The sequence below is a fragment of the Burkholderia sp. 567 genome (assembly GCF_040545115.1).
Classification (GTDB): domain Bacteria; phylum Pseudomonadota; class Gammaproteobacteria; order Burkholderiales; family Burkholderiaceae; genus Burkholderia; species Burkholderia ambifaria.
In genome coordinates this window covers 718,003-742,851 of record NZ_JBEPLG010000002.1, presented here as the reverse complement: position 1 = coordinate 742,851, position 24,849 = coordinate 718,003, and the positions used below count along the sequence as shown (strand labels likewise).

Here is a 24,849-nt window from a genome sequence, read left to right as displayed (position 1 = left end):
CCGATGCATCGTGCGACACGGGGTGTGCGGACGGCCGTTCGCGAGCATCACTCGCTTCGCGCCGCGCACGATATCGATATGCGCAAAACTTCGTTGGATCGTCCTGAACCGGATGGTTACATGCCCTCACTCTTTTCGACTGACTGAAGCTGGGGGACGCATGAACGTTTCGGGGAACGACGCACGCGGCGCATGGCGGCGCGTGCTGGGCACGGTGGCGGCGCTCGCTGCCGCATGGGGCTTGTCGACGGGCGGTGCGCTCGCGGCCGGTGTGTCGGGCGAGCCGGTGGTGATCGGCGTGAGCGGGCCGCTCACGGGCCAGGACGCGCAGTACGGCGAGCAATGGAAGCGCGGCTTCGATCTCGCGCTCGACGAGATCAACGGCAGCGGCGGCATTCACGGCCGGCCGCTCGCAGTCGACTTCCAGGACAGCCGCAGCGACCCGCGTCAGGCCGTCGCGATCGCGCAGAAGTTCGTCGCCGATCCGCGCATCGCGATCGAGCTGGGCGATTTCTCCAGCGCGACGTCGATGGCCGCGTCGCCGATCTACCAGCGCGGGCAGCTGACCCAGTTCGGCTTCACGAACTCGCATCCGGACTTCACGAAGGGCGGCGACTATCTGTGGAGCACCGCGCTGAGCCAGGCCGAGGAGCAGCCGCTGCTCGCACGCTACGCGGTGAAGGAACTCGGCTTCAAGCGGATCGCGGTGCTGTACCTGAACACCGACTGGGGCCGCACCAGCAAGGACATCTTCGCGAAGGCGGTGGCCGGGCTCGGCGCGCAGGTCGTCGCGGCCGAAGGCTACCAGCCGACGGAGAAGGATTTCCGTTCGACGCTCGTGCGGATCGGTGCATCGAAGCCCGATTCGATCGTGCTGATCTCGTACTACGCGGACGGCGCGCAGATCGTGCGGCAGGCGCGCACGTCGGGCGTCACGCTGCCGATCGCGGCGGTTGGCTCCGTGTATTCGCCGAAATTCCTCGAGCTGGGCGGCGCGGCCGTCGATGGCGTCTATACGGAATCGAACTTCTTCCCGGCGGAACCGCGCCCCGAGGTGCAGGCGTTCGTGCAGCGCTATCGCGCGAAATTCCATGCCGATCCCGATTCGTTCGTCGCGCGTGCGTACGACGCGCTGATCCTGTCGGCCGAGGTGCTGCGCCGCTACGGCACGACACGCCAGGCCGCGCACGACGGCTTCGCGAAAATCAGCGACGTGCCGAGCGTGATCTTCGGCAAGGTGCGCTTCGATCCGCAGACGCGTCGCGTCGCGGGCGCACGCACCGTGTATCTGGTCGTGAAGCAGGGGCAGTGGGCGCTATGGGATGGCGCGAAGCCGCAGCTCGCCGCGCGTTGACCCCAGCCCTGAACAGCATGCACGTAACGGACGCATCGTGATGGCTTCCTGGCTCGACTACACGCTCAACGGCCTCATCGTCGGCAACATCTACGCGCTGCTCGCGGTCGGGCTCGCGCTGATCTTCGGCGTGTCGCACCTGATCAACTTCGCGCACGGCTCGGTCTACATGGTCGGCGCGTTCATCGGCTGGCTGTGCCTGACGCGCTTCGGGCTGCCGCTGCCGGTCGCGCTTGCCGCGGTCGTCATCGGTTGCGGCGCGCTCGGCGTCGCGATCGAACGGATCGGGCTGCGGCCGCTGCGGCACGCGGCACGCATCGCGCCGCTGCTCGCGACGATCGGCATCAGTTTCATCCTCGACCAGCTCGCGCAGCTCGCATTCGGCGCGGACCCGCGCGCGGTGCCGACGCCGCTGCCCGACTGGCATCTGCGAATTGCCGGCGCAACGCTCGGCTCGCTCGACCTGCTGATCGCGGGCATCGGCATCGCGGCGGCCGCGCTGCTGTACGGCTTCCTGCGATTCACGCGGCTCGGCTGGGCCGTGCGCGCGACCGCGCAGGATCGCGACGCGGCGCTGCAGATGGGTGTCGACGTCGATCGCGTGAACCAGACCGTGTTCGCGATCGCATGCGCGCTCGGCGGCGTGAGCGGGCTGCTGGTCGGCATGTACTACAACAGCATCGATCCGGCGATGGGCTTCCAGGCAACGCTGAAGGGCGTGGTCGCGCTGCTGATCGGCGGCCTCGGCAACGTGCCGGGCGCGATCGCGGGCAGCCTGCTGCTCGGCCTCGTCGAAAGCTATGGCGTCGCGCTGTTCGGCACCAGCTATCGCGACCTGTTCGCGTTCGGGCTGCTGATCGTATTCCTCGTATGGCGGCCGAACGGGCTGTTCAGCGCGAACCGCGCGCTGCCGCCCGAGCCGATGACGGGGACCTTCCTCGCGGCCGCGAAGGCCGTGCGCGCGCCGCGCCCCGTACTTGTCGTACTGATCGTGGCGGCCGCCGTGCTGCCGTGGCTCGGTGCATCGCCTTACGTGCTGCAGACGCTGACCAACGCGTGGCTGTACGGGCTGCTCGCGCTGAGCCTCACGCTCGTCGCGGGCACGGTCGGGCAGATCTCGCTCGGCCACGCGGCGCTGCTCGTGATCGGCGCGTATGCGTCGGCGCTGCTGTCGTCGGATCTCGGCTGGTCGCCGGCCGTGACGATCCCGTGCGCGGGCGTCATCACCGCCATGCTCGGCACGTTGCTCGTCTATCCGGCGTTCCGGCTGCGCGGGCATTACGTGTCGATCGCGACGCTCGGCATCGGCGAAGTGGTGAGCCTCGTGATCCTGAACTGGGACGGCCTCACGCGCGGCCCGCTCGGCATCACCGGCATCGCGCCGCTGCCGTGGGCGACGACCGCGCGTGCCGCGTACTGGTTCACGTTCGCGGTGCTCATCGTGTTCGCGCTCGTGCAGGTGCGGCTGCTGCGTTCGCATCTCGGCCGCACGCTGCGCGCGGTGCGCGAGGATGATGTCGCCGCCCGTGCGCACGGCATTGTGCCGAACCGCTACAAGGCGATCGCGTTCGCGGTCGGCGGCGTCGCGGCCGGCGTGAGCGGCGGGATCGCCGCGCATCTGTACAGCTACATCAATCACCAGACCTTCGATTCGCAGGTGTCGATCCTCGCGCTGACGATGGTGATCCTCGGCGGGCTCGGCAACGTGCTCGGCGGCATCGCCGGCGCGATTGCGCTGATCGGGCTGCCGGAGTTGTTCCGCTGGGCGGCCGACTACCGGATGCTGATCTACGGCCTCGTGCTGCTGCTGCTCGTCCGGTTCCGGCCGCAGGGCCTGCTCGGCACGGTGTGAGGAGATACGCGATGACTACGACCCGACCCCTGCTCGACGTGCAGGGCCTGACGCGCCGCTTCGACGGCGTGACCGCGCTCGACGGCGCGAGCCTGACGCTCGCCGACGGCGAGCTGCTGAGCGTGATCGGCCCGAACGGTGCGGGCAAGTCGACGCTGTTCAACCTGATCGCGGGCGCCGACCGGCCCGACGCCGGCCGCGTGACGTTCGACGGCCGCGACATCACGGGCACGGCGCCCGAACGGCTCGCGGCGCTCGGCATCGCGCGCACGTTCCAGCACGGCCGCGTGTTCGGCAACCTGAGCGTGCTCGACAACGTGCTGATCGGCGCGCATGCGCGGCTGCGCGCGGCGCGGCCGGGCTGGCCCGCGCTCGGCGCGGCGGCCGAGGTGTGGCGCGCGCTCGTGCGGCCCGCGTCGGTGCGGCGCGAGGAAGCCGCGCTACGCGAAGAGGCGCGCGCGATCGTCGCCGGGTTCGGCGAGCGGCTGACGCCGCGCATCGATCATCCGGCGCACAGCCTGTCGTATGCGAACCGGCGGCGTGTGGAGATCGGCCGTGCGCTCGCGCTCCATCCGCGCCTGCTGCTGCTCGACGAGCCGACGGCCGGGATGAACGAGACGGAGACGGCCGAGATGCTGCAATTGATCCAGTCGCTGAAGGCGCGCGGCCTGACGATCCTGCTGATCGAGCACAAGCTCGAACTCGTGATGCGCGTGTCCGACCGCGTGATGGTGCTCGACAACGGCGTTAAGATCGCCGAAGGCGCGCCGCGCGACGTGCGGCACGATCCGCGCGTGATCGAAGCTTATCTCGGCCGCCGCCATGCGGGCGACGCGCCGGCCGACCGCACTACGCAGGCGGCCGCATGAGCGCACTTTCTTCGGAACCCGATACGACCATGACCGACGCGCTGCTGAAACTCGAACACCTCGACACGTTCTACGGGCCGGTGCAGGTGCATTTCGACGTGAACTTCGAGGTCGGCCGCGGGCAGATCGTCAGCCTGCTCGGCGGCAACGCAAGCGGCAAGTCGACGACGATGAAGCTGATTCTCGGGCTGATGCGGCCGCGCCGCGGCGTCGTGCGTTTCGACGGCGACGACGTGACCGCGCTCGCGACGCCGCAGCGCGTGCGGCGCGGGATTGCGGCCGTGCCCGAGGCGCGGCGGCTGTTCGGCGACATGAGCGTGCGCGAGAACTTGCTGATGGGGGCATACACGCGTGGCGATCGCACGGCGGTGGCGGAAGACTACGAGCGCGTGCTCGACCTGTTTCCGCGTGTGCGCGAACGGCTCGCGCAGCGCGCGGGCACGCTGTCGGGCGGCGAGCAGCAGATGCTCGCGATGGCGCGTGCGCTGATGGCACGACCAAAGCTGATCTGCATGGACGAGCCGACGATGGGGCTGTCGCCGCTCTACGTCGACAAGGTGCTGGAACTGATCGACGCGATTAACAAGCAGGGCGTGACCGTGTTCATGGTTGAGCAGAACGCGAGCCTCGCGCTGGAAATCGCGCACTATGGGTACGTGCTGCAGACGGGGCGCGTCGTGCTCGAAGGGCCCGCGAAAACGCTGCTCGACGATGAGCGCGTGCGCGATGCGTATCTCGGTGGGGAGGCGGTGGCGGCGTAGACGGTGTAGGCGGCGTAGCGCGTTTCATCGCCCAGCATTCGCCGAGTTCGCACCGCCAATCTTGCGTTGCAGCCTGCGCTCGGGCGCTGTCCGATGCAAGTGAACGGCGTAGGTATCCCAAGGGAGCTCGATATCCTGTGCCGAGAGCGCGGCCGCCTGAATCATCAGTCTGCCCGCTTCGCCGCGATGATAGCCGCCGTGCGTGACGACATGGGTCAGCATCTCTTCGCGCGTCATGTATCCGTTGTCGCCATCGGTAAACACAAAGGGAATCGATTCCGACAGCATGTCGGGTGTGGCGGCCTCCACATAGTCGAGATACCAGCGATCGAGCGTGGCGAATGCCGCGCGCAGCGCTTCCGGCTCCGGCGTGTCAGGCGTGTTGTCGGACACGAGGCCGTGACGTTCGCCGCTCAGGTGCGCGGCGAATATCCGGTTCACCACGAGGCAATGGTTCATGAGCCGCAGCGCGAGATGACGCGCCTGCGCATGCCGTACCGCGTCGAGCCCCGACATCGCTTTCAGCATTTCGTCATTGGCCCATGCCTGGTAGCGCAGCATGCGGGACAGGAGTGGGTTCGCGCTCATGATCGTTTCCTCGTCGGGTTCACCTAATATGTGAGTTTCGCCACCATTATTTTCAGTGGGAGCCCGCATGTCCACTCGCGTTTCCAGTGCAGCCGCCGTGATGCGCAAAGCCCCACCCCAGGCCCGTTCGCGTGCGACGGTGGACGTGATCGTCACGGCCGGGGCTCGCGTTCTGGACAAGCACGGGTGGGCCGGATTCACGACCAACGAGGTCGCGCAGGTCGCCGGTGTGAGCATCGGCTCCGTGTATCAGTATTTCCCGAACAAGCTCGCGTTGGTCGATGCGATCCGGCGTCGCCATTTCGACGACGTGCTTGCCGTGCTGCAGCGCGCGCATGATCGTCGGGCGAGCGCCGGGCGTCGGCTCGAAGGCCTGATCGGCGACCTGATCGCCGCGCATCGCGATTACCCTGCGCTGCACCGGGCGCTGCTCGATCTTCCCGATCCGGGCGGTGCGAGAGAAGCGTATGACGCATTTCAGAAGGAATATCTGTGCAGGTATGCGCTGATCGTTGCCGCGTGTCGCGGGCGTGCGCCGGTCAAGGCCGATACGTTGACCGCACAGGTGCTGTCGTCCGCGCTCGAAGGCGTCGTGCACAACGCGGCCCGGCGCGGGTTGCTGGCGGATCCGAAACTGAAGCGCGAGCTCGTCAGGCTGGCCGGTGCTTACCTCGAAGATCATCGCGCGGCGACGGCGAATGTGCGTTCATGAGCCGCCCGGAAAAATCGTCACGGATACCGAAATTCACAGTAGATTGACGCTCTCCTGATTTCGAACACCACGGGGTTGCCGCGCCATGTTGACCTATTCCATCCAGAAAGTCGGCTACGACTTCAATCAGCTCGATCAGCAGGGCGCGACCGACTATGCGTCGTTCGTTCATGCGTTCGACGCTTCCCTTGGGTGGCGCAGCACGTCGAATGGAACGAGACGCAGGACGGCCCGCTACCGGCGCTCGTGCTGCAGCATGCCGACGATCAGCGCGAGCTGTGGGTGACTGCGTTGACGGATGCGCATTCGGACGGCTTCCAGCTGAATGCCGTTGCCATGCGGATGAAGAAGGGGCTGTTCGGGATCGGCAAGGGGAAGCTGGAGCGGCAGGTCGACACGATCGACGTCGACTCGCGCGCGGACGTCGACACGTTGTGTCGTCTTTTCTGCGATCGTCAGTATGACGAGCTGGACCGGCTGGTCGCGCGGCACGCCGAGCGCAATCGCTTCGACGACGACAGCGACCGCGACGATTGATCGCCTGCCGCGCATGAACCGGCGCAGGTTCGCCTGTTCATGCCTTTTCTGCTTCAGCCCCCGCCGCCCGCGGAAACGTCAGCACCACCGCAAACCCGCCCGCATCCGGAAACGCGAACCCGACGCGCCCGCCGTGCGCCTTCATCACTTCCTGCACGATCGCGAGCCCGAGCCCCGACCCGGTGCGGCGTTCGGTGCCGTCCGGCGCGATTCGCACGAACGGCTGCAACGCCGCGTCCCAATGCTCGCGCGGAATCCCGCGCCCGTTGTCGGTGACGGTCAGCGTCACCGCATCGTCGCTGTTGCCCGCAGTGGCGACCGACACGACGATATCGTCCGCATGCCCATGCAGCAGCGCATTGTGCAGCACGTTCGACAACGCCTCCTGCAGACTGATTGCATCGCCGTCGATCCACGCATGCGGTGAATCGCTCGCGAACGCGACGGCCACGTCGCGCTCGTCCGCGAGCGGAATCGTGCGGCCGAGCACGTCCTTCGCGAGCGCGACGAGTTCGACGGGTTGCAGCGGCACGACCTCGGTACGATGAATCACCATCGCATGATTGAGCAACTGCCCGGTGAGCCGCCCGACATCCGCGCTGGTCGCACGCAACGCATCGAGCCGCGCCGCATGACGCGCGGGATCGGCCTCGCCATCGAGCAGTTCGATCTGCGCGTCGAGCCTCGCGAGCGGCGTGCGCATCTGGTGCGCGGCGTCGGCGATGAAGCGCTGCATCGCGTTGATCCGCTCGGCCAAGCGGTGCATCAGCCCGTTGATCGATCCGATGATCGCGTCGATCTCGCTCGGCGTATCGACGGCTACTGGCCGCAAATCGGCCGGGTCGCGCGCGGCGATGATCGTGCCGATCTGCGCGAGCGGGCGCAGCCCGCGCCGGATCGCGAGGCCGCTCGCGCCGATCGCGAGCACGCTCATCAGCAGGATCAACGTCCACACCTTGATGCTCATGTCGTTGGTCAACTGCTGCCGCGCGTTGGTGGTTTGCGCAACCGTCACGAGCGCCCAGCCCGGCGTGCTTTCCTCGGGCATGTAGCGCGCGATCGTCGCGGTGCGGATACGGTGTCCCTGGTAGACGGCGTTCGCGAACGCGGGGCCCTGCTTCGCGGCGGCGAGCGTCGCGGAGCTCGCGAGATCGTTGTAGCCGGCCACGACGACGCCGCGCGAATCGACGACCTTGTAGTAGACGAGGTCGTAGCGCGACAGCGTCGACAGCGCGGCCACCGGCGGATTCAGCGCGAGCACGCCGCCTTGCACGTACAGGTTCTCCGCGACCTGGATCGATGCGCCCGCAAGCAACTGATCGTATGCGCGCTCGGCCGCGACGCCCGCGTAGTAGCGCGCGATCACCGCGAGGGCGAGCGCGCCGGTCGCGACGACGAGCGCGATGAACAGCAGCGTGCGACCGAACAGCGTCTTTGGGAACCAGTCAATGCGCGGCAATCTGATACCCCATCCCGCGCGCGGTGCGGATCTCGACCGAGCTGCCCTGCAGCTTCCTGCGCACGCGCGTCACGTATTGCTCGACCGCGTTCGCGCTCGGCTCGTTGCCGAAGCTGAACAGCTGGTTCAGCAGTTCGTCCTTCGAGAAGATCCGCTGCGGACGGCTCGCGAGAATCTCGAGCAGCGCGAACTCCTGGCGCGACAGCGACAGCGGCTGGCCGTCGAGTTCCGCGAGGCGGCTGCTGCGGTCGATCACGAGGCCGCCGAGCGTCAGCACGTCGTTCGCATGGCCGCTGTTGCGGCGCAGCAGCGCCTGCACGCGCGCTTCGAGCTCGCGATAGTCGAACGGCTTCACGAGATAGTCGTCGGCGCCGAAGCCGAGGCCGCTCACGCGGTCGTCGATCGCCGAGCGCGCGGTGACGAGCAGCACCGGCGTCGTGCTGCCCGACGCGCGCAGATTGCGCAGCACCGTGAAGCCGTCGAGCCCGGGCAGGTTCGCATCGAGCACGACGAGGTCGAAGCGCTCGACGCGCAGCAGGCTGTTCGCGGTCGAACCGTCGGTTTCGAGATCGACGGCATGGCCGAGCCGCGTGAGACGGCTGCGGATCGCCGCGCCGATTTCGGCATCGTCCTCCACGACGAGAATGCGCATGGTGCCGTTTGCAGGTAGAAGGTTAGGGGTTTTCCCGGGGCCGGGATGTCAGCATTTTCTCAGACTCGCTCGATAACCTGTGTACAGCCGGAACAAGCGATGACGGCATTAATACCAGAGGAGACGGCAACATGCAGCATGTCACGGGCACGATGAAGGCGCGGCCGAACGCACGGCGAGGCGTGACGCCGGTTGCCGCGTGGCCGCTTGCCGTGCGCCGCGCGCAGGCGTGCGCATGACGACGTCGCCACGCCGCCGCGCGTTGCTCGCCGCCGGCCTCGGCGCGTTCGCCGCGCCGTCGCTGGTGCGCGCGAAGCCGCGCACGGTGCGGATCTCGAAAGGCTATGGCGTGCTGTACCTGCCGCTGCTCGTGATGGAGAAGCAGCGCCTGTTCGAGCGGCACGCGGCGCGCCGCGGCCTGCGCGACCTCGCGCTCGACTGGGTGCTGCTCGACGGCGGCAATTCCGTCAACGACGCGATGATGGCCGGCACGCTCGACTTCGCGGGGGCCGGCGCGCCGGGCTTCATCGAGCTGTGGGCGCGGGCGCGCGGAATTCCGAATGTCGAGGTGATCGGCATCAGCGGCTTGTCGACGACCTCGCTGTCGCTCAATGCGAACCGTCCGGGCCTCGCGTCGCTGCGCGACTTCACGCCGTCCGACCGGATCGCGGTGCCGGGCATTCGCACATCGCTGTCGGCGGTCGTGCTGCAGATGGTCGCGAGCCGGCAGCTGGGTGCGAAGCATTTCGCGCAGCTCGATTCGATCACCGTGAACCTGCCGCATCCGCAGGCGATGCAGGCGCTGATCCGCCGCGAGAACGGCGTGACGGCGCACTTCACGTCGCCGCCGTTCTCGACGCTCGAATTGCGGCAGCCGGGCATTCATCGCGTGGTGAATTCGGTCGACGTGCTCGGCCCGATGACGCTCGACGTCGTGTTCGCGCCGAAGCGGCTCGTCGATGCGGAGCCTGCGCTGGCCGCCGCGTTTCTCGGCGCGCTCGACGAAGCGAACCGCCTGATCGTGCAGGATCCGCGCGCGGCGGCCGCGCTGTATGCGGCGTCGTCGGGTGTCGGCGTGTCGCACGACGACGTGATACGGATGCTCGCCGCGCCGGACACGCGGTTCTCGGTGTGGCCGAACCAGCTGATGGACTACGTCGAGTTCCTGTACCTCGCCGGCACGATCAAGGCCAAGCCGCGCGCGTGGCACGAGATGTTCGCGCCGATGCTCGACGACTACCAGCCACGCTGAGCGCCGCCGATCCACGATTTCATCGACCTGCACCGCGCCCGCGCGTTCGTCGCGCGCGGCGCCGATTCAACCGACAAGCAACCGATTCATGGAGGATCCCTTAATGAATGCCACCGAAACCCTGGACCCCGCGTCCGCCGACGAGCAGCGCGTCATGTCGAAGATCGCGCGGCGCCTGCTGCCCATCCTCGTCGTGATGTTCCTGATCGCGTTCATCGACCGGCAGAACGTCGGCTTCGCGAAGCTGCAGATGGTGCACAGCCTCGGGATGACGGAAGCCGCATTCGGGCTCGCGTCGTCGCTGTTCTTCATCGGCTACCTGCTGTTCGAGGTGCCGAGCACGCTCGCGCTGCATCGCTACGGTGCCCGCGTGTGGCTCGCGCGGATCATGCTGACGTGGGGCCTCATCACCGTGCTGATGGGCTTCACGACGTCGATGCCGGCGTTCTGCTCGCTGCGCTTCCTGCTCGGCATCGCCGAGGCCGGCTTCTATCCGGGCGTGATCTACTACCTGACGCTGTGGTTTCCGCAGAGCTACCGCGCGAAGGTGCTCGGCATCTTCACGCTCGGCAGCGCGCTCGCGAACATGCTCGGCTCGCTGGTCGGCGGCGTGCTGCTGAGCCTGAACGGCGTGTGGGGCCTCGCGGGCTGGCAGTGGGTGTTCGTGGCGACAGGCATTCCGGCCGTGATCGTCGCGATCGTCGTGTTCCGCGTGTTGCCGGCCTCGTTCCGCGAGGCGTCGTTCCTCGACGAACGCGAGAAGCAGATCGTCGCGGCCGCGCTGGAGCGCGAGAAGCCGGCGCAGGCCGAGCACGGCCAGCCGTGGAAGGCGCTGCTCGATCCGCGCGTGATGCTGTTCGCGGCGACTTACATGCTGATGTCGACGTCGCTGTACGGCGTCACGTACTGGCTGCCGACGCTCGTGAAATCGTTCGGCGTGTCGAGCAGCATGAACGGTTTCCTGAGCATGCTGCCGTGGGCGCTCGCGGTGGTGCTGCTGGTGTGGCTGCCGTCGAAACTGCGTCGCGCGAAGAGCATCCTGCGCACGATCGCGATCGTCGCGGCGCTCGGCGCGCTCGGCTTTCTGCTGAGCCTCGTGCTGCCGTCGACGCCGCTGCGCTTCATCGCGCTCGTGCTCGGCGGCGCGTGCATCCCGCTGCTGTATCCGTGTTTCTGGTCGATGCCGCCGCGCTACTTCACCGGCGCGCGCGCGGCGGCGAGTGTCGCGGCGATCAATTCGATCGGCAACCTCGGCGGCTTCTTCAGCCAGAACCTGATGCCGTTCGCGGGCAAGGTGACGGGCACCGCGTTCGGGCCGATGATCGTGCCGATCGTGTGTCTCGCGCTGCTCGGCATTGGCGCGCTCGTTGCGTGGACGCGCTCGGAGCGGGGGATGGTGGCGGTGCGGGCGTGATGTGCGGGGTTGGATCACTGTCCAGGACGCGCCGGCTTGGCCGAACGGTGGACTGCCGTCGACGGAGGAGTCGTGTTACCATGCATTGCATATGTAATGCATGGAGAATGCAATGAAAACAGCGACCATGCCTGCACTGCGTGTCGATCCGCAGTTGCGGGAGGCGGCGGAATCCGTTCTCGAGCAAAACGAGACGCTATCCGCGTTCATGGAGTTGGCACTGCGTGACGGCATTGCGCGTCGGCGTCTGCAACACGAGTTCGTTGCTCGAGGCCTGGCGTCGCGCGACGAGGCGCGACGTACCGGTGAATATGTCGATGCCGCGGACGTGCAGGCAGAACTCGAGGACATGCTGAAAGCCGCGCGTGCGACGAAGGCGGGCGATTGATCTATCGGGTCCGCTATACGCGTGCGGCGCGTGACGACCTGATGCGACTGTATCGATATCTGCTCGACCGCGATGTGGATGCGGCGGCTCATGCGGCAGAGGCGATCGAGCAAGGTGTAGCGATGCTTCGACGGTTTCCGTTCACGTGCCGCAAGATCGACGCCGGGAATCCGTTTTTGCGTGAACTGATCGTATCGTTCGGCACATCGGGCTATATCCTGCTGTTCGAGATCGAGGCCGTCGAGCAAGTCACGATCCTCGCCGTCCGCCATCAGCGGGAGGACGATTACCGCTGATGCATTAACGATGCGGCTGGCGCCCGGAGTCTGTCGACCTTGCCGCCATCGGTCACCCCTGCATCAGCGCGACGTCCCCCGTCCATCATGCGCGATCGCCACATGCGCGGACGCCACCGGAATATCCACTTCCACCGTCGTCCCAACGCCCAGCGTCGTGTCGATCCGTAGCGTGCCGCCGACCAGATACGCGCGCTCGCGCAGGCCGACCAGCCCGAACGATCCCGATTTGCGCCGCGCACCGGGATCGAAGCCCGCACCGTCGTCGCGAATCGTCAGCGCGATGGTTTCGTCCCGGTACACGAGTTCCACAGTCGCGCTCGACGCGGCCGCGTGCCGCGCGACGTTCGCGAGCGCTTCCTGCGCGATGCGGAACACGGCCGTCGCATACGGTTCGTCGAGCTGCAGCTCGCCCGGCTCGACGCGCAGTGTGCACGCCATGCCGTGACGGTGCCGGAAATCCTCCACGAGCCATTGCATCGCGGCCGCGAACCCGAGGTCGTCGAGCATCAGCGGGCGCAGGTCGGATGCAATGCGCCGCGTGGCCGTCACCGCGCCGCGCGCGAGCGCATGCATTGCCGCGATCTTGCGCGCCAGCGGCGCATCGTCCTGCGGCACGTGGTCAAGCAGCCATTCGAGATCGTTCTTCAGCGTCGCGAGCGTCTGCGCGAGTTCGTCGTGCAGTTCGCGCGCGATGCGGCGCTGCTCGGCCTCGCGTGCGCTCGCGCTGATCGCCGCGATCTCGCGCAGCTCCTCGCGCGACGCCTGCAGCGCCCGCTCCGCACGCACGCGTTCCTCGACTTCGCGCCGCAAGTCGCGGTTCGATGCGCTCAACTGCGCGGTGCGGGCCGCGACGCGCTGCTCGAGCCGTTCGTTCGCGTCGTTGAGCTGCGCGCTCTTCTGCACGACGAGCAGGTGCTGATAGCGCGCGCCGGCGAGCGCACGCACCGTCTGCGCATGCAGCCGGCCGTTCTCGAACAGCAGCGCGAACAGCACGACGCCCGACGCGACGAGGCCGTAGGTGCGCCCCGCGTAGAAACCGAGATCGAAGCGCCCGTGGTTCAGCATCGACGACAATGCGATGTCGAACAGCCACGCGACGAGCACGATCATCACCCACAGGTCGAGCACGGAATGGCGCCGCCGCTGCCGCCACATCAGCACGAACGCGGCCAGGTTCAACGCCCAGACGACCGTGATCGCGATCGTCATCGTCGCGGCCATCCGGTTGCCCTGCATGATGCGCGGCAGCAGGTCGTGGCCGGCGGTCGCGAGCAGCGCGAGCGCGCCGGTCGCGGCGGCCGTCAGGACGATGCAGAGCAGCACCGGAAGCGTCGCGCGGCGCCGCTCGAGCGACGGCGGGCGGGCGCGCGGCGTCGCGCGCAGCAGCACGTACGCGGCGACCGCCAGCGGAAAGCCGCCGTGCCAGAACAGATAAAGCCACGCGGTGGTCTGCTCGCGCGCGCCGAGCAGGCCGGTCGGCGTGAACAGCCCCGGAAAGGTCAGCATGTGCGTGCCGGCCATGAACCCCGTGAACAGGTAGCCGGCCGCGAGCGCGAGCAGCGATTTCTCGCGCAGGATCGCGAACTGGCCGAGCAGCAGGCCGGCCGTCACCATGTCGTTGACGACGATCGCCGACTGGTACACGGGAATGAAGCCCCACACGCGAGCAAGCGGCACGCCCGCGAACGGCGCGAGCGCGACGAAGATCACGGCCGACACGATCACCATTGCGATCGCGAGCCGCCGCTCCCGCCGGCCGGGCGGCAGCGACGACATGAACAGATGCGACGGATCCGGCGCGTCGTCGTCGTCGGTGGCTGCGGCGCGCACGCGGAACGCGGGCATCATGCGTCGTCGACGCCGAGGTCGAGATCGTGGCGCACCGCGTAGCGCACCAGCGCGGCTTCGTGCGGCAGCTCCATCTTCTCGAGGATACGCGTCTTGTAGGTGCTGACCGTCTTCGCGCTCAGCGTGAGTTCCGACGCGATTCGCGTGACCGTCTGGCCCGCGACGATGCGGCGCATCACGTCGAGTTCGCGCGCGGACAACCGTTCGTGCGGCAGCATTTCGACGGGCGCGCGCAGCGTGCGCGCGAGGCTTTCGGCGGCCTGCGGGCTCACGTAGACGCCGCCCGCCGCGACCTTGGTGACGGCCTGGACCAGCTCGGCAGTCGCGCTGTCCTTCGTCAGGTAACCGGTCGCGCCGGCCTTGAACGCGCGCGCGGCGTACTGCGCCTCCGCATGCATCGTCAGCACCAGCATGCGCAGCGCCGGCGCGCGCGTCTTGACGAGCCGGATCAGCTCGATACCGGTCGGCCCGGGCATCGACAGGTCGAGCAGCAGCACGTCGGCGTCGCCACGCTCGGCCAGCGCGAGCGCGGCCGTGCCGTCGCTTGCCTCGCCGACGATTTCGAAACCGCCGGCCGTTTCCAGGATGTGACGCAGTCCGTCCCGCATGACTGCGTGATCGTCAGCCAGAATTATCCTGATCACTAGCGTTCCTCTTCGGGATGCCGCCGCGGGCCGTTCCGCCGGTTGCCGCCGCGGCCGTTCTTCTGACCAATATATTCCGCCGAAGCCGGAAAAGGTGCACCTTCGGTAAATTTTTGAGACATTGAGGTGTGGAGTGTGTCTCGAAACGAAATAATCAGCGAGAAATGGTACAGGCGATAGGGCCAGATGGGGTGGGTATTCCCGGGGAGTCATTGCCCTCCGGCGGGCGGTGTGTGTCGCGGAACGCCCTGATTCAGAGATAAACTGGTGCCCGATTGCCCTGTCGCGACCCGAGGAGCCTCCACGATGATCGATCTCGCCGACATCCTGCCGTCCGCGCTGCCCGACGCCGTCGCGTGGGCCGACGCGCAGGCGGCGCACGGGCTCGCGCAGGGCGTGCCGCTCACGTCCGCGCAGGCCGACGACGCGCGTACCGTGGGCGTCGTGCAGCCGGAGCGGATCCGCATCGTGGTCGGCGACGAGCTGCCGTTTCCCGACACGCCGGCGCTGGCCGCGATCGCGCGCGACACCGGGCTGCTGTGGCCGGGGACGATCGGCCTCACGCTCGGCCACGCGGTGTTCGTGCTGCGCGGCCACGACACGCGGCGCCTGCTCACACACGAGTTCCGCCATGTGCATCAGTACGAGGAAGCGGGGTCGATCGGCGCGTTTCTCGCGCGCTACCTGCACGAGATCGCGACCGTCGGCTACCACGATGCGCCGCTCGAGGCCGATGCGCGGCAGCACGAGTTCGACTGATGCGACCGGCCCGCACGAACATACACACTCTCCGATGAACCTTCCCCACGCCATGGCCGGCCCGCTGCGGACACGCCGCGCCGCCACGCCGCGCGACCCGCGATGAGCGACACGATCCACGCATGGCTGGGCGCGATCGGCGCGCATCCGCTACTCGTGCTGGCGATTGTGTTCGTGACCGCCTGCGCGGAGGCGATCGCGCTGATCGGCACGGTCGTGCCGGCCGGCGCGGTGATGTTCGCGGCCGGCACGCTGATCGGCGCGGGCGCGCTCGACGGCGCGACGACGATCGGCGTCGCGGCCGCCGGCGCGATCGTCGGCGACGGCATCAGCTATGAGATCGGCCGCCGCTATGGCGGCGCGATTCGCAATGGCTGGGTGCGGCTCGGCTACGCGGACGCCTATGCGCGCGGCGAGCAGTTCGTGCTGCGCCACGGGATGAAGAGCATCGTGCTCGCGCGCTTTCTGGCACCGCTGCGCGCGGTCGTGCCGGTCGTGGTCGGCTGCGCGACGCTGCCGCGCCGGTCGTTCTATCCGGTCAACGCCGTGTCGGCGCTGATCTGGGCACCCGTGCACATCGCGCCGGGAATCGTGTTCGGCGCGTCGGCGGCGCTGGCCGCGGCGATCAGCGTGCGGGTCGCCGCGATCCTGCTGGTGGTCGCCGCGCTGGTCGCGCTCGTGTGGTTCGGCGTACGCCTGGCGCTGCGGCGCGGCTGGCCGTTGCTGTGCCAGGCGACCGGCGCGGCCGTGCATGCATCCGCGCGCCGCTGGCCGCGCTTCGGCGCGTGGCTGCACGACGCGATCGGCAAGGTGCGCCGCCTGCCGGGCGCGGTGCCCGTATTCGCGCTGCTGTTCCTCGGCTGCGTGTGGCTGTTCGCCGGCATCGTGCAGGACGTCGTCGCGAACGATCCGCTCACGCACGCGGACATCGCGCTGTATGCGTTCCTGCAGAACCTGCGCACGCCGCCCGTGGACGCCACGATGCGCGCGCTCGCGGTGCTGCACGGACACGATACGGGGCTGATCGTCGCGGCAGCGTTTCTCGTCTGGCTGATGATCCATCGCTGCTGGGTGACGTCCGCGTGGTGGCTCGCGACGCTCGGCATCGCGGTCGTGCTCGTGCCTGCGTTCGGCGCCGGCGTGCCCGGCATGTCGCCCGCGAGCCTGCCGCCCGGCGCGCTGCACGTGGCGCTGCCCGACGCCGACGCGGCGTTCGCGATGCTCGCGAGCAGCGGCATCGGCTGGGTGCTGACGCGCGAGCGGCCCGCGTCGTGGCGGATCCCGGTCGTGACGGCGGTCGTGCTTTGGATCGTGCTCGGGGGCTTCGCGCGGCTCTATGTTGGCGATACGTGGCTGTCGGGCCTGCTCGGCGGCTGGAGCCTCGGGCTCGCGTGGTTCGCGGTGCTGGCGGGCGCCCATGCATACTGGCGGGTGCACGAACACGTGCAGCCGCGCGGCGCGCTCGTCGCGGTGCTCGTCGTGCTCGCCACCGCCGGCGTGTGGACCGTGCCCGCGCAGTGGCAGCTCGATCGCGCGGCGCGTCCGCATGTCGGCGACGTCGTCGCGATGACCGTCGACCAGTGGATGCGCGGCGGCTGGCAGCGCGTGCCGACGCGGCGCACCGAGATCGGCGGCGATCGCGAGGAATATCTGCCGCTGCAATGGTGCGCGACGTCGGACACGCTCGACCGCCATCTGTCGCTGGCCGGCTGGCAGCGCGCGACGCCGTGGTCGCCCGCCACCGCGCTGCACTGGCTGTCGCCGCAGGCGCCGGCCGAGACGCTGCCCGTGCTGCCGCGCTACACGCACGGCGAGAGCACGCGCCGCGTGTTCGTGCGCGTCGACGCGGCCCATCCGGACAGCCGCCTCGTGCTGCGGCTATGGCGTTATCCGTACGTGCTGCAGGATGCGCTCGGCATGCGGCCGCTGTGGTACGGCGCGCTGTATCGCGAGACGCTGCATCGGCCCGCGCGGGTGATGACGGTCGTGCGCACGACGCCGCTCGACGATGCGGCGACGATCGCGCAGGCGCTGAAGGTCGAGCCGACGATCGAGCGGCCGCCGGCGGGGATGAGCGCGGCGCCGCCCGCGATGACGCTCGTGTGGATGGTGCAGCCTTGAAGCGCGCGCAACGCGTCAGGCGTGCGCCGGTCGCGCGGGGACGACGGACAGGCGCAGGCCGACCGTCTTGAGCACCGCGAGCAGGGTTTTCAGTGTCGGGTTGCCGTTGGGCGACAGCGTGCGATACAGCGATTCGCGGCTGATCCCGGCTTCGGCCGCGACCGCGCCGAGCCCGCCGTACGCCTCCGCGACCGTACGCAGCGCGAGCAGTGCGGCCGCGCGGTTGTCGGGATCGTCGAGCGATTCCATCGCGACGCGCAGATAGGCCACCGCCAGCTCGCGGTCGGCAGCGAGTTCGGCGACTTCCGCGTCGTGGTGCGAGACCGCGCCTTTGAGTTTGTTCACATCTGCCTCCGTTTCCAGTTCAACCAGTGTTCGTGCGCACGCCTGATGTCGTCGGACTGGCTACGCTTGTCGCCGCCGGACAACAGCAGGATCAGCGCGCTGCCGTACCGGCCGAAGTACACGCGATAGCCGGCACCGACGTGGATGCGCAGTTCGATCACGCCTTCGCCGACAGGCTCGCAATCGCCGAAATTGCCGGTCTCAACGCGGCGCAGGCGTTCGCGAATCCGTGCCTGGATGACTTTGTCGCGGACGGTGTTCAGCCATTCGGTGAAAGGCTCGCGACCGTCGTCGCGCTGATAGCGAAGCAGTTCGAACTTGGAGAGCATTGTAACTTATAAGCTACATGAGGGAAAGGGGTATTGCCGGGATGGCATGAAGTGACGCATACGCGGGCCGACTGCTGAATCGAGACGAAGCACGACGCAAGGGCGCTGCGCAGGAGTGCCCGCAGAGCCTTCGCGACGCGGGGTTTCGGGCGATGAGGCTGGCTTCCCGAACGACGATCATTCTTTCATTCGGGGCCTGCGATGACGATTCGGCCGAATGGCCGATCTCGTCGGCGCGTGAGGGCACGCGCCGTGCGGAGGAGGGATTGCGCGTCGCGTCGAGCTATGCGGTCACCGATTCGTGGAAGTCGGCCGGCTTGCTTCACGCGTCGGGCACGTCCTTGTGCTCGCCGGTCGCGTATCCGGCGAGCGTGAACAATTTGCCGGCGGCCGACGGATAGCGCGCGACCAGAGCGCGAGCACCTTCTCCGTGTGCTTGTCGCTCATCGTCACGATCACGTCGGCGTGCTCGCTATCGTTCGCGTTCCGTTGCATCGAACGACGCGCGGACACGGCATTGCGCCGAACCCGCGCCCCGCCGCCTCGATCACCGGCATCACCGGCCTCACTACGCGGTCGCCGTCACCCGCTGCGCGGCAAACCCCGCCAGCGTCCGCAACGCGTCCCGCGCCGAGCGCAGATAGAACGCCTGCAGATGAAACACATGCCAGCGCGCGGCGTGAATCTCCAGCCGGCACGGCACGCCGCACGCGAGCGCATGCGCCGCCAGTCGCTGCGCATCCGACAGCAACACTTCCTGGTCGCCGGCCTGCACCAGGATCGGCGGCAGGCCGCGCAAGTCGGTGTCGAGCGGGCCGCGCGGCGCCACCGAACCGGTACCGTGATACCAGCGCAACCCCTGTTCGAGCCAGCCGCGACGAATCATCGGATCGTCTTGGCGGCGCGACGCGAGCGTGTCGCCGCCCAGCGCCGGGTCGGTCACGGGCGAGATCAGCAGCAGCGCGGCGGCAGCCGGTTCGCCACGCTCGCGCAGCGCGATGGCGAGCGCCAGCGCGAGCGCGCCGCCGGCCGAATCGCCGGCAATCGCGATCCGGTGCGGCGCGTGGCCGAGCGCGCGCAACGCATCGTATGCGGCCAGCGCGTCGTCGAGTGCCGCCGGGCTCGGATGCTCGGGCGCGAGCCGGTAGTCGGGCACCCACACCGGCAGGCCGGCTTCGGTCGCGAGCCGCGTCGTCACGCCGCGATGCGTGTGCGGGCCGCCGAGGCAGAACGCGCCGCCGTGCAGGTAGAGGATCGCGCCGCCCGCGTCGCCGCGCTTCGGCGCGATCATTTCGACCGGCACGCCGGCGGCCGACGTCCGGTAACGCAGCGTGCCGCCCGTGCCCGGCATCAGCGGCGACAGCAACGCGACGACGCGGCGCTGCATGCGCGCGCCGAACGGCGGCCCGATCAGCGGCCGGAACGCGACGCGCAGAAAGCCGCGCAGCGAGGCGGCGGCGAGCGCTTCCACGCGACCGGCGGGCGGCGCGACGACGGCGCCGTGCGTCGGCGTGGCCGTGCCCGGCAGCGGCTGCGTGAAGCGATACGCGGACAGCCCCGTGAAGCGCGTGATCCATCGATAGGTCAGCGTGAAGCCGGGCCAGTTCGTGCTGTTGTGGCCCGATGCATCGACGTACCAGCTCTTGCAGCCGCTCCACACCGAACCCGCGAGCCGCTGCTGCACGTGCGCGTTGAAGCGCCGGTAGCGGCGCGGGTCGACGTCGATCGCCGTCGCGCCGTTGCGCCGCATCGCGCGCACGCAGCGCATCACGTGCGCGATCTGGCTCTCGAGCATGTAGACGATCGAGTTGTGGCCGAGGTTGGTGTTCGGGCCGTACAGCATGAAGAAGTTCGGGAAGCCCGGCACCGTGAGCCCGAGATACGCCTGCGCGCCACGCCGCCATGCGTCGTTCAGGTCGAGCCCGTCGCGGCCGGTGATGCGCATCGGCGACAGGAACGCGGTCGCCGCGAAACCGGTGCCGTAGACGATCGCGTCGACCGGATGGTGCACGCCGTCGTCGGTTTCGATGCCGGTCTCGGTCACGCGCCGGATGCGCTGCGTGACGAGCTCGACGTTGTCGCGGTCGAGCGCGGCGAGATAGTCGCTCGACAGCAGGATCCGCTTGCAGCCGATTGGATAGTCGGGCGTGAGCCGCGCGCGCAGCGCCGGGTCGCGCACGTCGCGCGCGAGCAGCTTGCGGAACGGCCGGCCGATCGCGACATCCATCAGCCCGTGCAGCCGCGTGAACGCGATCGCACGCGACTCATAGCGCACGTAGATCGACGCGCGATGCAGCTTCATCGCCCACGGCAGCCGGCGAAACAGCGCTTGCTCCCACGCGCGATACGCGCGATCCGGACGCGGCATCACGTAGGCCGGCGAACGCTGGAACACGACGAGGCGCTCGACGTCGGCGGCGATCGCGGGCACGAACTGGATCGCCGATGCGCCGGTGCCGACCACCGCCACGCGCTTGCCGGCGAGCGGATAGTCGCGATCCCAGTGCGCGGAGTGGAAGGCACGGCCGCGGAACGTGTCGATGCCGGGCAGATCGGGCATCGCGGGGCGGCTCAACTGGCCGGTGCCGCTGACGAGCACGGCGGCGCTGAGCGTCGTGCCGTCGGCGAGCGTGACGTGCCACAGCGCACGGGCCTCGTCATGCTGCGCGCGCTCGACCTCGGCGCCGAAACGCAGATGGCGTGCAAGACCGTACTTGCGCGCGCAGTGCTGCAGGTACGCATGGATTTCCGGTTGCGGCGCGAATACGCGCGACCAGTCCGGATTGGGTTCGAACGAGAACGAGTACAGATGCGAGGGCACGTCGCACGCGGCGCCCGGGTAGCGGTTGTCGCGCCACACGCCGCCGACGTCGTGCGAGCGTTCGACGATCACGAAGTCGTGAATGCCCGCGCGTTGCAGCGCGACGGCCATGCCGATGCCGGCGAAGCCGGCGCCGATGATGATTACCGACAGCGGCGCGGCCGATTCGGCGGGACGTGACGTTTCAGGCGACGACATGGCGGTTCTCCTCGGGCTGGATCGCATCGTGCGACGCGCACGCTGCATAAACGGGGTCGCGGTGCGCCGGCGCGGCGGCCGGTTCGCGCTCCGTGTCGGCCGACGAGCAGGCCGGCACGCGCCGCACGCCGCGGATCAGGTCGACGGCCTTCTCGGCGATCATGATCGTCGGTGCGTTGGTGTTGCCGCCGATCAGCGTCGGCATGATCGACGCATCGACGATGCGCAGCGCCTGCAGGCCGTGCACGCGCAATTGCGGACCGACGACCGCGAGCGCGTCGCGTCCCATCCGGCAGGTGCCGACCGGGTGATACACGGTGTCGGTGCGCCGGCGAAGCACGTCGCGGATCTCGTCGTCGGTCGTGACGTTCGCGGTGAACAGGTCGTGCGTGATCCATTCGGCAAGCGCGGGTGCCGCCATCAGCCGGCGCGTGAGCCGGAAGCCGGCGACCATGTCGTCGAGGTCGCGCGGGTCGTCGAAGAACGCGGGGTCGATGCGCGGCGCGGCGAGCGGATCGGTGCCATGCAGCGTGACCGAGCCGCGGCTGCGCGGTCGCAGCAGGCACACGTGGCACGACAGCCCGTGGCCGACGTGCAGCCGGCGTGCGTGATCGTCGACGAGCGCGACGACGAAGTGCAGCTGGATGTCGGGCGCATCGAGACCGGCCCGCGTTTTCAGGAAGCCGCCGCCTTCCGCGAAATTCGACGTCAGCATCCCGCGCCGTTCGCGGCGAAAGCGCGCGAACTCGCGCAGCATGCGCAGGCCGCCGCGCACGGACACGCCCATCGTGTCGACGCTGCGTGTGCGGTAGCCGAGGATGAAGTCCGGATGATCCTGCAGGTTGCGGCCGACGCCGGGCAGGTCGGCGCGCACCGGAATGCCGAGCCGCTGCAGTTCGCCGGCCGGACCGACACCCGACAGCATCAGCAGCTGGGGCGTCTGCAGCGCGCCGGCCGCGAGCACGACTTCGCGCCGGGCGCGCAGCGTGCGCACTTCGCCGTGTTGCCGCACCTCGACACCCGTCGCACGCGTGCCGTCGAACAGGATGCGCAACACCTGCGTGTGCGTCTCGACCGTCAGGTTGTCGCGCCGGCCGACGTGCGGCAGCAAATACGCGCGCGCCGCGCTCCACCGCTCGCCGTGCTTCTGCGTGACCTGATAGATGCCGACCCCTTCCTGCTGCGCGCCGTTGAAGTCGTCGGTGAGCGGCAGCCCGGCCTGCCGCGCCGCTTCCAGATAGCGCGCATGGAACGGGTTGCCGGTGCGCAGGTCGCTGACCCACAGCGGGCCATCGCGGCCATGAAAGGCGTCGTCGAAGCGCTCGTTGTGCTCGCTCAGGCGGAAGTACGGCAGCACGTCGTCGTAGGACCAGCCTTCGTTGCCGAGTGCGGCCCAGCCGTCGTAATCGACGCGATGGCCGCGAATGTAGACCATCGCGTTGATCGCGGACGAACCGCCGAGCGCCTTGCCGCGAGGCTGATAGCCGATGCGCCCGCCGAGTCCGGGCTGCGGCACGGTGTCGAACGCCCAGTTGTTCACGCGGGTCGGCAGCATCGCGACCGAGCCGGTCGGCACGTTGACGACCGCGGTGTCGCCGCGGCCGCCGGCCTCCAGGACGCAGACGGTCACGGCCGGGTCCTCGGTCAGTCGCCCTGCGACGACGCATCCGCCCGAACCGCCGCCGACGACGATGTAGTCGAAAGTCTTGCTCAAGGAATCGTCTCCCGATGGTCGATGGATCATGCGATGCGCGGCAGCAACCGCAGCAGCGCGCGCAGGCGATCGAGCCGCGACAGGCGGATCGCGAGCGGGGGGGCGGGGTCGCGGGCGAATGCTTCGCGCTGGCGTTCGAAGCGGGCCGCGAGATCGGGCGGGCGACTCGGTCGCATGGTGTCTCCTCCGGGGGCGTGGGTGTCGTTCAGGCGACGACTGATGACGCCGATGGTGCGGGCCGCATGGGAAAACACCAATGCTGCTTCGGGACAATTGTTTTAGTATTTGGGCCAAATCGGCGCTTCGAGGGTTTCTCCGCATGAGCTTCTGGGACTTCACCCGGAGTCCGGCCAGTGCCCGGCTGCTGGTCGATTTCGGCGACGAGCGCGGCGTGTCGCGCACGAAGCTGCTGGCCGGCACGGGCCTCGCGGACGCGCAGCTCGACGATCCGAACGTCGAGGTGACGGCCGCGCAGGAACTGCGGCTGACCGGCAATCTGCTGCGCGCGCTCGGCCGTGCGCCGGGCCTCGGGTTCGAGGTCGGGCAGCGCTATCACTTCTCCGCATACGGCGTGTGGGGCTACGGGCTGATCGCGAGCGCGACCGCGCGCGACGCGCTGGCACTCGCGATGCGCTTCCTGCCGCTCACGTATGCGTTCACGGTGATCACGTACCGCGAGGAAGCGCACACGTGCGTGCTCAATTTCGGCGCGCCGGAGCTCGATGCCGACCTGAGCCGGTTCTTCGTCGAACGCGACATGACGGCCGCCGTCGTGCTGCTGCAGGAAATCGGCGGCGACGATTTCGCGTTGTCGCGCTTCACGATGCAGGCCGCGAGCGCGGCGAGCGCAGCCGCGTCCACGCGCGCGCCCGCACCGCGCATCGCCGGTGTCGAACCCGCGTTCGGCGCTCGCGCGAACAGCGTCGCGTTCGACCGCGGGTTTCTCGACCGGCCGCTGCCGCATGCGAATCCGCTGACGGTCTCGATGTGCGAGCAGATGTGCGTGCAGCTGGTCGAGGCGCGGCGCGCGCGGGTCGGCACGTCGGAGATGGTGCGGCAATACCTGACGGCGACGCCCGGCAACGTGCCGTTCTCGCTCGACGACATCGCGCGGCTGATGAACACGAGCCCGCGCACGCTGAAGCGCCGGCTGCAGGAGGAAGGCACGACGTTTCGCACGCTGCTCGCGCAGGCGCGCGGCGCGATGGCCGAGACGCTGCTCGGCGATGCGCACCTGTCGCTGACGGAGGTCGCCGAGCGGCTCGGCTTCAGCGACCTGTCGAGCTTCTCGCAGGCGTTCAAGCGCTGGTATGGTGTGCCGCCGGGCACCTACCGCAGCGGCCTGCTGCGCGACGGCGCCCGCACCGACGCGGCGTAGCGCCGCGCGCCTCCCCCAACCCTTTCGCGAGAGAACCCGCATGATCACGCTTCGCCCGATGACCGAAGACGACTTCCCCCGCTTCTGGCCCACCTACCACGCGATCGTCGCCGCGCAGGAGACCTACGCATTCGATCCGGCGCCGACGCGCGAAGCCGCCCGCGCGCTGTGGCTCGATGCGCCGCTGTGCACGTGGGTCGCCGAGGAGGACGGCGTGCTGCTCGGCTCGTACTACCTGAAGGCGAATGCGGCCGGCCCCGGCAATCACGTGTGCAACTGCGGCTATATGGTCGCCGAGGCGGCGCGCGGCAAGGGCGTCGCGCGCCTGATGTGCGAGCACTCGCAGCAGGTGGCCCGCGAACGCGGCTTCCTCGCGATGCAGTTCAACTCGGTGGTCGCGACGAACGCAGCGGCGGTCGCGTTGTGGCAGAAGCTCGGCTTCGAGATCGTCGGCCGCTTGCCGCGCGCGTATCGTCATGCACGGCTCGGCTTCGTCGATTGCCTCGTGATGTTCAAATGGCTCGGCGACGCGGCGGCCGCCGAAGCCTGATTCCA

General features: G+C 68.8%; 23 protein-coding genes and 1 pseudogene. 14 read left to right on the top strand and 10 right to left on the bottom strand.

Features of this window, described 5'->3' with window-relative positions; translation table 11 throughout:
* Positions 1-160: 160 nt before the first annotated feature.
* Genes ABIC50_RS08810 through ABIC50_RS08795 form a run of 4 tightly spaced genes read left to right on the top strand, consistent with a single transcriptional unit; the run spans position 161 to position 4,836 of the window.
* Positions 161-1,354 (top strand): ABC transporter substrate-binding protein, encoded by a 1,194-nt coding sequence (locus tag ABIC50_RS08810; RefSeq protein ID WP_354163183.1) that lies wholly within the window; start codon positions 161-163, stop codon positions 1,352-1,354.
* A gap of 40 nt (positions 1,355-1,394) precedes the next feature.
* A complete protein-coding gene (locus ABIC50_RS08805; protein ID WP_354163181.1) occupies positions 1,395-3,206 on the top strand; it encodes an ABC transporter permease in 1,812 nt (603 codons plus the stop codon).
* An 11-nt stretch (positions 3,207-3,217) separates the two neighbouring features.
* Positions 3,218-4,075, top strand: a complete 858-nt coding sequence (locus tag ABIC50_RS08800; RefSeq protein ID WP_175722942.1) for an ABC transporter ATP-binding protein — start codon at positions 3,218-3,220, stop codon at positions 4,073-4,075.
* Positions 4,072-4,836, top strand: a complete 765-nt coding sequence (locus ABIC50_RS08795) for an ABC transporter ATP-binding protein (RefSeq protein WP_354163178.1) — start codon at positions 4,072-4,074, stop codon at positions 4,834-4,836. The genes ABIC50_RS08800 and ABIC50_RS08795 overlap by 4 nt, the downstream gene beginning before the upstream one ends.
* A gap of 24 nt (positions 4,837-4,860) precedes the next feature.
* Here ABIC50_RS08795 and ABIC50_RS08790 read toward each other — a convergent pair whose 3' ends face one another.
* Positions 4,861-5,424, bottom strand: coding sequence for a DinB family protein (locus ABIC50_RS08790; RefSeq protein WP_354163176.1), 564 nt, complete (start codon positions 5,422-5,424; stop codon positions 4,861-4,863).
* A gap of 67 nt (positions 5,425-5,491) precedes the next feature.
* Here ABIC50_RS08790 and ABIC50_RS08785 point away from each other — a divergent pair, with 67 nt between their 5' ends.
* Together ABIC50_RS08785 and ABIC50_RS08780 are read left to right on the top strand one after the other, a co-directional pair.
* Positions 5,492-6,136, top strand: a complete 645-nt coding sequence (locus tag ABIC50_RS08785) for a TetR/AcrR family transcriptional regulator (RefSeq protein ID WP_354163173.1) — start codon at positions 5,492-5,494, stop codon at positions 6,134-6,136.
* A gap of 85 nt (positions 6,137-6,221) precedes the next feature.
* A pseudogene (locus ABIC50_RS08780) lies at positions 6,222-6,673 on the top strand (hypothetical protein).
* 37 nt (positions 6,674-6,710) lie between these two features.
* Here the strand turns inward: ABIC50_RS08780 and ABIC50_RS08775 are convergent.
* Together ABIC50_RS08775 and ABIC50_RS08770 are read right to left on the bottom strand one after the other, a co-directional pair.
* Positions 6,711-8,132 carry a sensor histidine kinase gene (locus ABIC50_RS08775; protein ID WP_354163170.1) on the bottom strand — a complete coding sequence of 474 codons (1,422 nt, stop codon included), beginning with the start codon at positions 8,130-8,132 and terminating at the stop codon, positions 6,711-6,713.
* Positions 8,119-8,784, bottom strand: a complete 666-nt coding sequence (locus ABIC50_RS08770; RefSeq protein ID WP_011660244.1) for a response regulator transcription factor — start codon at positions 8,782-8,784, stop codon at positions 8,119-8,121. Before ABIC50_RS08770 ends, ABIC50_RS08775 begins: the two co-directional genes overlap by 14 nt.
* A 235-nt stretch (positions 8,785-9,019) precedes the next feature.
* Here ABIC50_RS08770 and ABIC50_RS08765 point away from each other — a divergent pair, with 235 nt between their 5' ends.
* From ABIC50_RS08765 to ABIC50_RS08750, 4 genes are all read left to right on the top strand, one after another.
* On the top strand, positions 9,020-10,036 hold the full coding sequence (locus ABIC50_RS08765; RefSeq protein ID WP_354163167.1) for an ABC transporter substrate-binding protein: 1,017 nt from the start codon (positions 9,020-9,022) through the stop codon (positions 10,034-10,036).
* A gap of 103 nt (positions 10,037-10,139) precedes the next feature.
* Positions 10,140-11,450, top strand: coding sequence for an MFS transporter (locus ABIC50_RS08760; protein ID WP_105831609.1), 1,311 nt, complete (start codon positions 10,140-10,142; stop codon positions 11,448-11,450).
* Between the two features lie 112 nt (positions 11,451-11,562).
* Complete coding sequence (locus tag ABIC50_RS08755) at positions 11,563-11,838, top strand: YlcI/YnfO family protein (RefSeq protein WP_175726863.1); 276 nt, start codon at positions 11,563-11,565, stop codon at positions 11,836-11,838.
* Positions 11,835-12,134, top strand: a complete 300-nt coding sequence (locus ABIC50_RS08750) for a type II toxin-antitoxin system RelE/ParE family toxin (RefSeq protein WP_229080755.1) — start codon at positions 11,835-11,837, stop codon at positions 12,132-12,134. The genes ABIC50_RS08755 and ABIC50_RS08750 overlap by 4 nt, the downstream gene beginning before the upstream one ends.
* 63 nt (positions 12,135-12,197) lie before the next feature.
* Here the strand turns inward: ABIC50_RS08750 and ABIC50_RS08745 are convergent, their stop codons facing one another.
* Together ABIC50_RS08745 and ABIC50_RS08740 are read right to left on the bottom strand one after the other, a co-directional pair.
* On the bottom strand, positions 12,198-13,985 hold the full coding sequence (locus ABIC50_RS08745) for a sensor histidine kinase (protein ID WP_354163164.1): 1,788 nt from the start codon (positions 13,983-13,985) through the stop codon (positions 12,198-12,200).
* Positions 13,982-14,629, bottom strand: a complete 648-nt coding sequence (locus ABIC50_RS08740) for a response regulator (RefSeq protein ID WP_165752503.1) — start codon at positions 14,627-14,629, stop codon at positions 13,982-13,984. The genes ABIC50_RS08745 and ABIC50_RS08740 overlap by 4 nt, the downstream gene beginning before the upstream one ends.
* 306 nt (positions 14,630-14,935) lie before the next feature.
* On the opposite strand from ABIC50_RS08740, the gene ABIC50_RS08735 reads away from it, so the two are divergent.
* Complete coding sequence (locus ABIC50_RS08735) at positions 14,936-15,388, top strand: hypothetical protein (protein ID WP_354163162.1); 453 nt, start codon at positions 14,936-14,938, stop codon at positions 15,386-15,388.
* A 102-nt stretch (positions 15,389-15,490) separates the two neighbouring features.
* The gene (locus ABIC50_RS08730; RefSeq protein ID WP_354163159.1) at positions 15,491-17,509 is read left to right on the top strand and encodes an LssY C-terminal domain-containing protein; all 2,019 of its coding nucleotides are present in this window, start codon (positions 15,491-15,493) and stop codon (positions 17,507-17,509) included.
* Between the two features lie 15 nt (positions 17,510-17,524).
* Here ABIC50_RS08730 and ABIC50_RS08725 read toward each other — a convergent pair whose 3' ends face one another.
* From ABIC50_RS08725 to ABIC50_RS08705, 5 genes are all read right to left on the bottom strand, one after another.
* Positions 17,525-17,854, bottom strand: a complete 330-nt coding sequence (locus ABIC50_RS08725; RefSeq protein ID WP_229080750.1) for an addiction module antidote protein — start codon at positions 17,852-17,854, stop codon at positions 17,525-17,527.
* Positions 17,851-18,183 (bottom strand): type II toxin-antitoxin system RelE/ParE family toxin, encoded by a 333-nt coding sequence (locus tag ABIC50_RS08720; protein ID WP_011660253.1) that lies wholly within the window; start codon positions 18,181-18,183, stop codon positions 17,851-17,853. The genes ABIC50_RS08725 and ABIC50_RS08720 overlap by 4 nt, the downstream gene beginning before the upstream one ends.
* Positions 18,184-18,751: 568 nt before the next feature.
* A complete protein-coding gene (locus tag ABIC50_RS08715; protein WP_354163156.1) occupies positions 18,752-21,202 on the bottom strand; it encodes an alpha/beta hydrolase fold domain-containing protein in 2,451 nt (816 codons plus the stop codon).
* Positions 21,189-22,916, bottom strand: a complete 1,728-nt coding sequence (locus ABIC50_RS08710) for a GMC family oxidoreductase (RefSeq protein ID WP_354163153.1) — start codon at positions 22,914-22,916, stop codon at positions 21,189-21,191. Before ABIC50_RS08710 ends, ABIC50_RS08715 begins: the two co-directional genes overlap by 14 nt.
* A 26-nt stretch (positions 22,917-22,942) precedes the next feature.
* Entirely contained in the window at positions 22,943-23,092 is a 150-nt protein-coding gene (locus ABIC50_RS08705; RefSeq protein ID WP_175673660.1) for a hypothetical protein, read from the bottom strand.
* Positions 23,093-23,235: 143 nt separating this feature from the next.
* Between ABIC50_RS08705 and ABIC50_RS08700 the strand changes: the two genes are divergently transcribed.
* Both ABIC50_RS08700 and ABIC50_RS08695 read left to right on the top strand, forming a co-directional pair.
* Positions 23,236-24,294: an AraC family transcriptional regulator gene (locus tag ABIC50_RS08700; RefSeq protein WP_229080746.1), complete on the top strand. Its 1,059-nt coding sequence runs from the start codon at positions 23,236-23,238 to the stop codon at positions 24,292-24,294.
* A 40-nt stretch (positions 24,295-24,334) separates the two neighbouring features.
* The gene (locus ABIC50_RS08695; RefSeq protein ID WP_354163150.1) at positions 24,335-24,844 is read left to right on the top strand and encodes a GNAT family N-acetyltransferase; all 510 of its coding nucleotides are present in this window, start codon (positions 24,335-24,337) and stop codon (positions 24,842-24,844) included.
* The last annotated feature ends 5 nt before the right edge of the window (positions 24,845-24,849 follow it).

Excerpts from the sequence above, each read along its gene's own strand:
- ABIC50_RS08770 (WP_011660244.1), bottom strand. The coding sequence starts at position 8,784 with ATGCGCATTCTCGTCGTGGAGGACGATGCCGAAATCGGCGCGGCGATC.
- ABIC50_RS08765 (WP_354163167.1), top strand. The coding sequence starts at position 9,020 with ATGACGACGTCGCCACGCCGCCGCGCGTTGCTCGCCGCCGGCCTCGGC.
- ABIC50_RS08760 (WP_105831609.1), top strand. The coding sequence starts at position 10,140 with ATGAATGCCACCGAAACCCTGGACCCCGCGTCCGCCGACGAGCAGCGC.
- ABIC50_RS08715 (WP_354163156.1), bottom strand. The coding sequence starts at position 21,202 with ATGTCGTCGCCTGAAACGTCACGTCCCGCCGAATCGGCCGCGCCGCTG.
- ABIC50_RS08705 (WP_175673660.1), bottom strand. The coding sequence starts at position 23,092 with ATGCGACCGAGTCGCCCGCCCGATCTCGCGGCCCGCTTCGAACGCCAG.
- ABIC50_RS08700 (WP_229080746.1), top strand. The coding sequence starts at position 23,236 with ATGAGCTTCTGGGACTTCACCCGGAGTCCGGCCAGTGCCCGGCTGCTG.
- ABIC50_RS08800 (WP_175722942.1), top strand. The coding sequence starts at position 3,218 with ATGACTACGACCCGACCCCTGCTCGACGTGCAGGGCCTGACGCGCCGC.
- ABIC50_RS08810 (WP_354163183.1), top strand. The coding sequence starts at position 161 with ATGAACGTTTCGGGGAACGACGCACGCGGCGCATGGCGGCGCGTGCTG.
- ABIC50_RS08695 (WP_354163150.1), top strand. The coding sequence starts at position 24,335 with ATGATCACGCTTCGCCCGATGACCGAAGACGACTTCCCCCGCTTCTGG.
- ABIC50_RS08805 (WP_354163181.1), top strand. The coding sequence starts at position 1,395 with ATGGCTTCCTGGCTCGACTACACGCTCAACGGCCTCATCGTCGGCAAC.
- ABIC50_RS08745 (WP_354163164.1), bottom strand. The coding sequence starts at position 13,985 with ATGATGCCCGCGTTCCGCGTGCGCGCCGCAGCCACCGACGACGACGAC.
- ABIC50_RS08730 (WP_354163159.1), top strand. The coding sequence starts at position 15,491 with ATGAGCGACACGATCCACGCATGGCTGGGCGCGATCGGCGCGCATCCG.
- ABIC50_RS08790 (WP_354163176.1), bottom strand. The coding sequence starts at position 5,424 with ATGAGCGCGAACCCACTCCTGTCCCGCATGCTGCGCTACCAGGCATGG.
- ABIC50_RS08785 (WP_354163173.1), top strand. The coding sequence starts at position 5,492 with ATGTCCACTCGCGTTTCCAGTGCAGCCGCCGTGATGCGCAAAGCCCCA.
- ABIC50_RS08795 (WP_354163178.1), top strand. The coding sequence starts at position 4,072 with ATGAGCGCACTTTCTTCGGAACCCGATACGACCATGACCGACGCGCTG.
- ABIC50_RS08735 (WP_354163162.1), top strand. The coding sequence starts at position 14,936 with ATGATCGATCTCGCCGACATCCTGCCGTCCGCGCTGCCCGACGCCGTC.
- ABIC50_RS08720 (WP_011660253.1), bottom strand. The coding sequence starts at position 18,183 with ATGCTCTCCAAGTTCGAACTGCTTCGCTATCAGCGCGACGACGGTCGC.
- ABIC50_RS08755 (WP_175726863.1), top strand. The coding sequence starts at position 11,563 with ATGAAAACAGCGACCATGCCTGCACTGCGTGTCGATCCGCAGTTGCGG.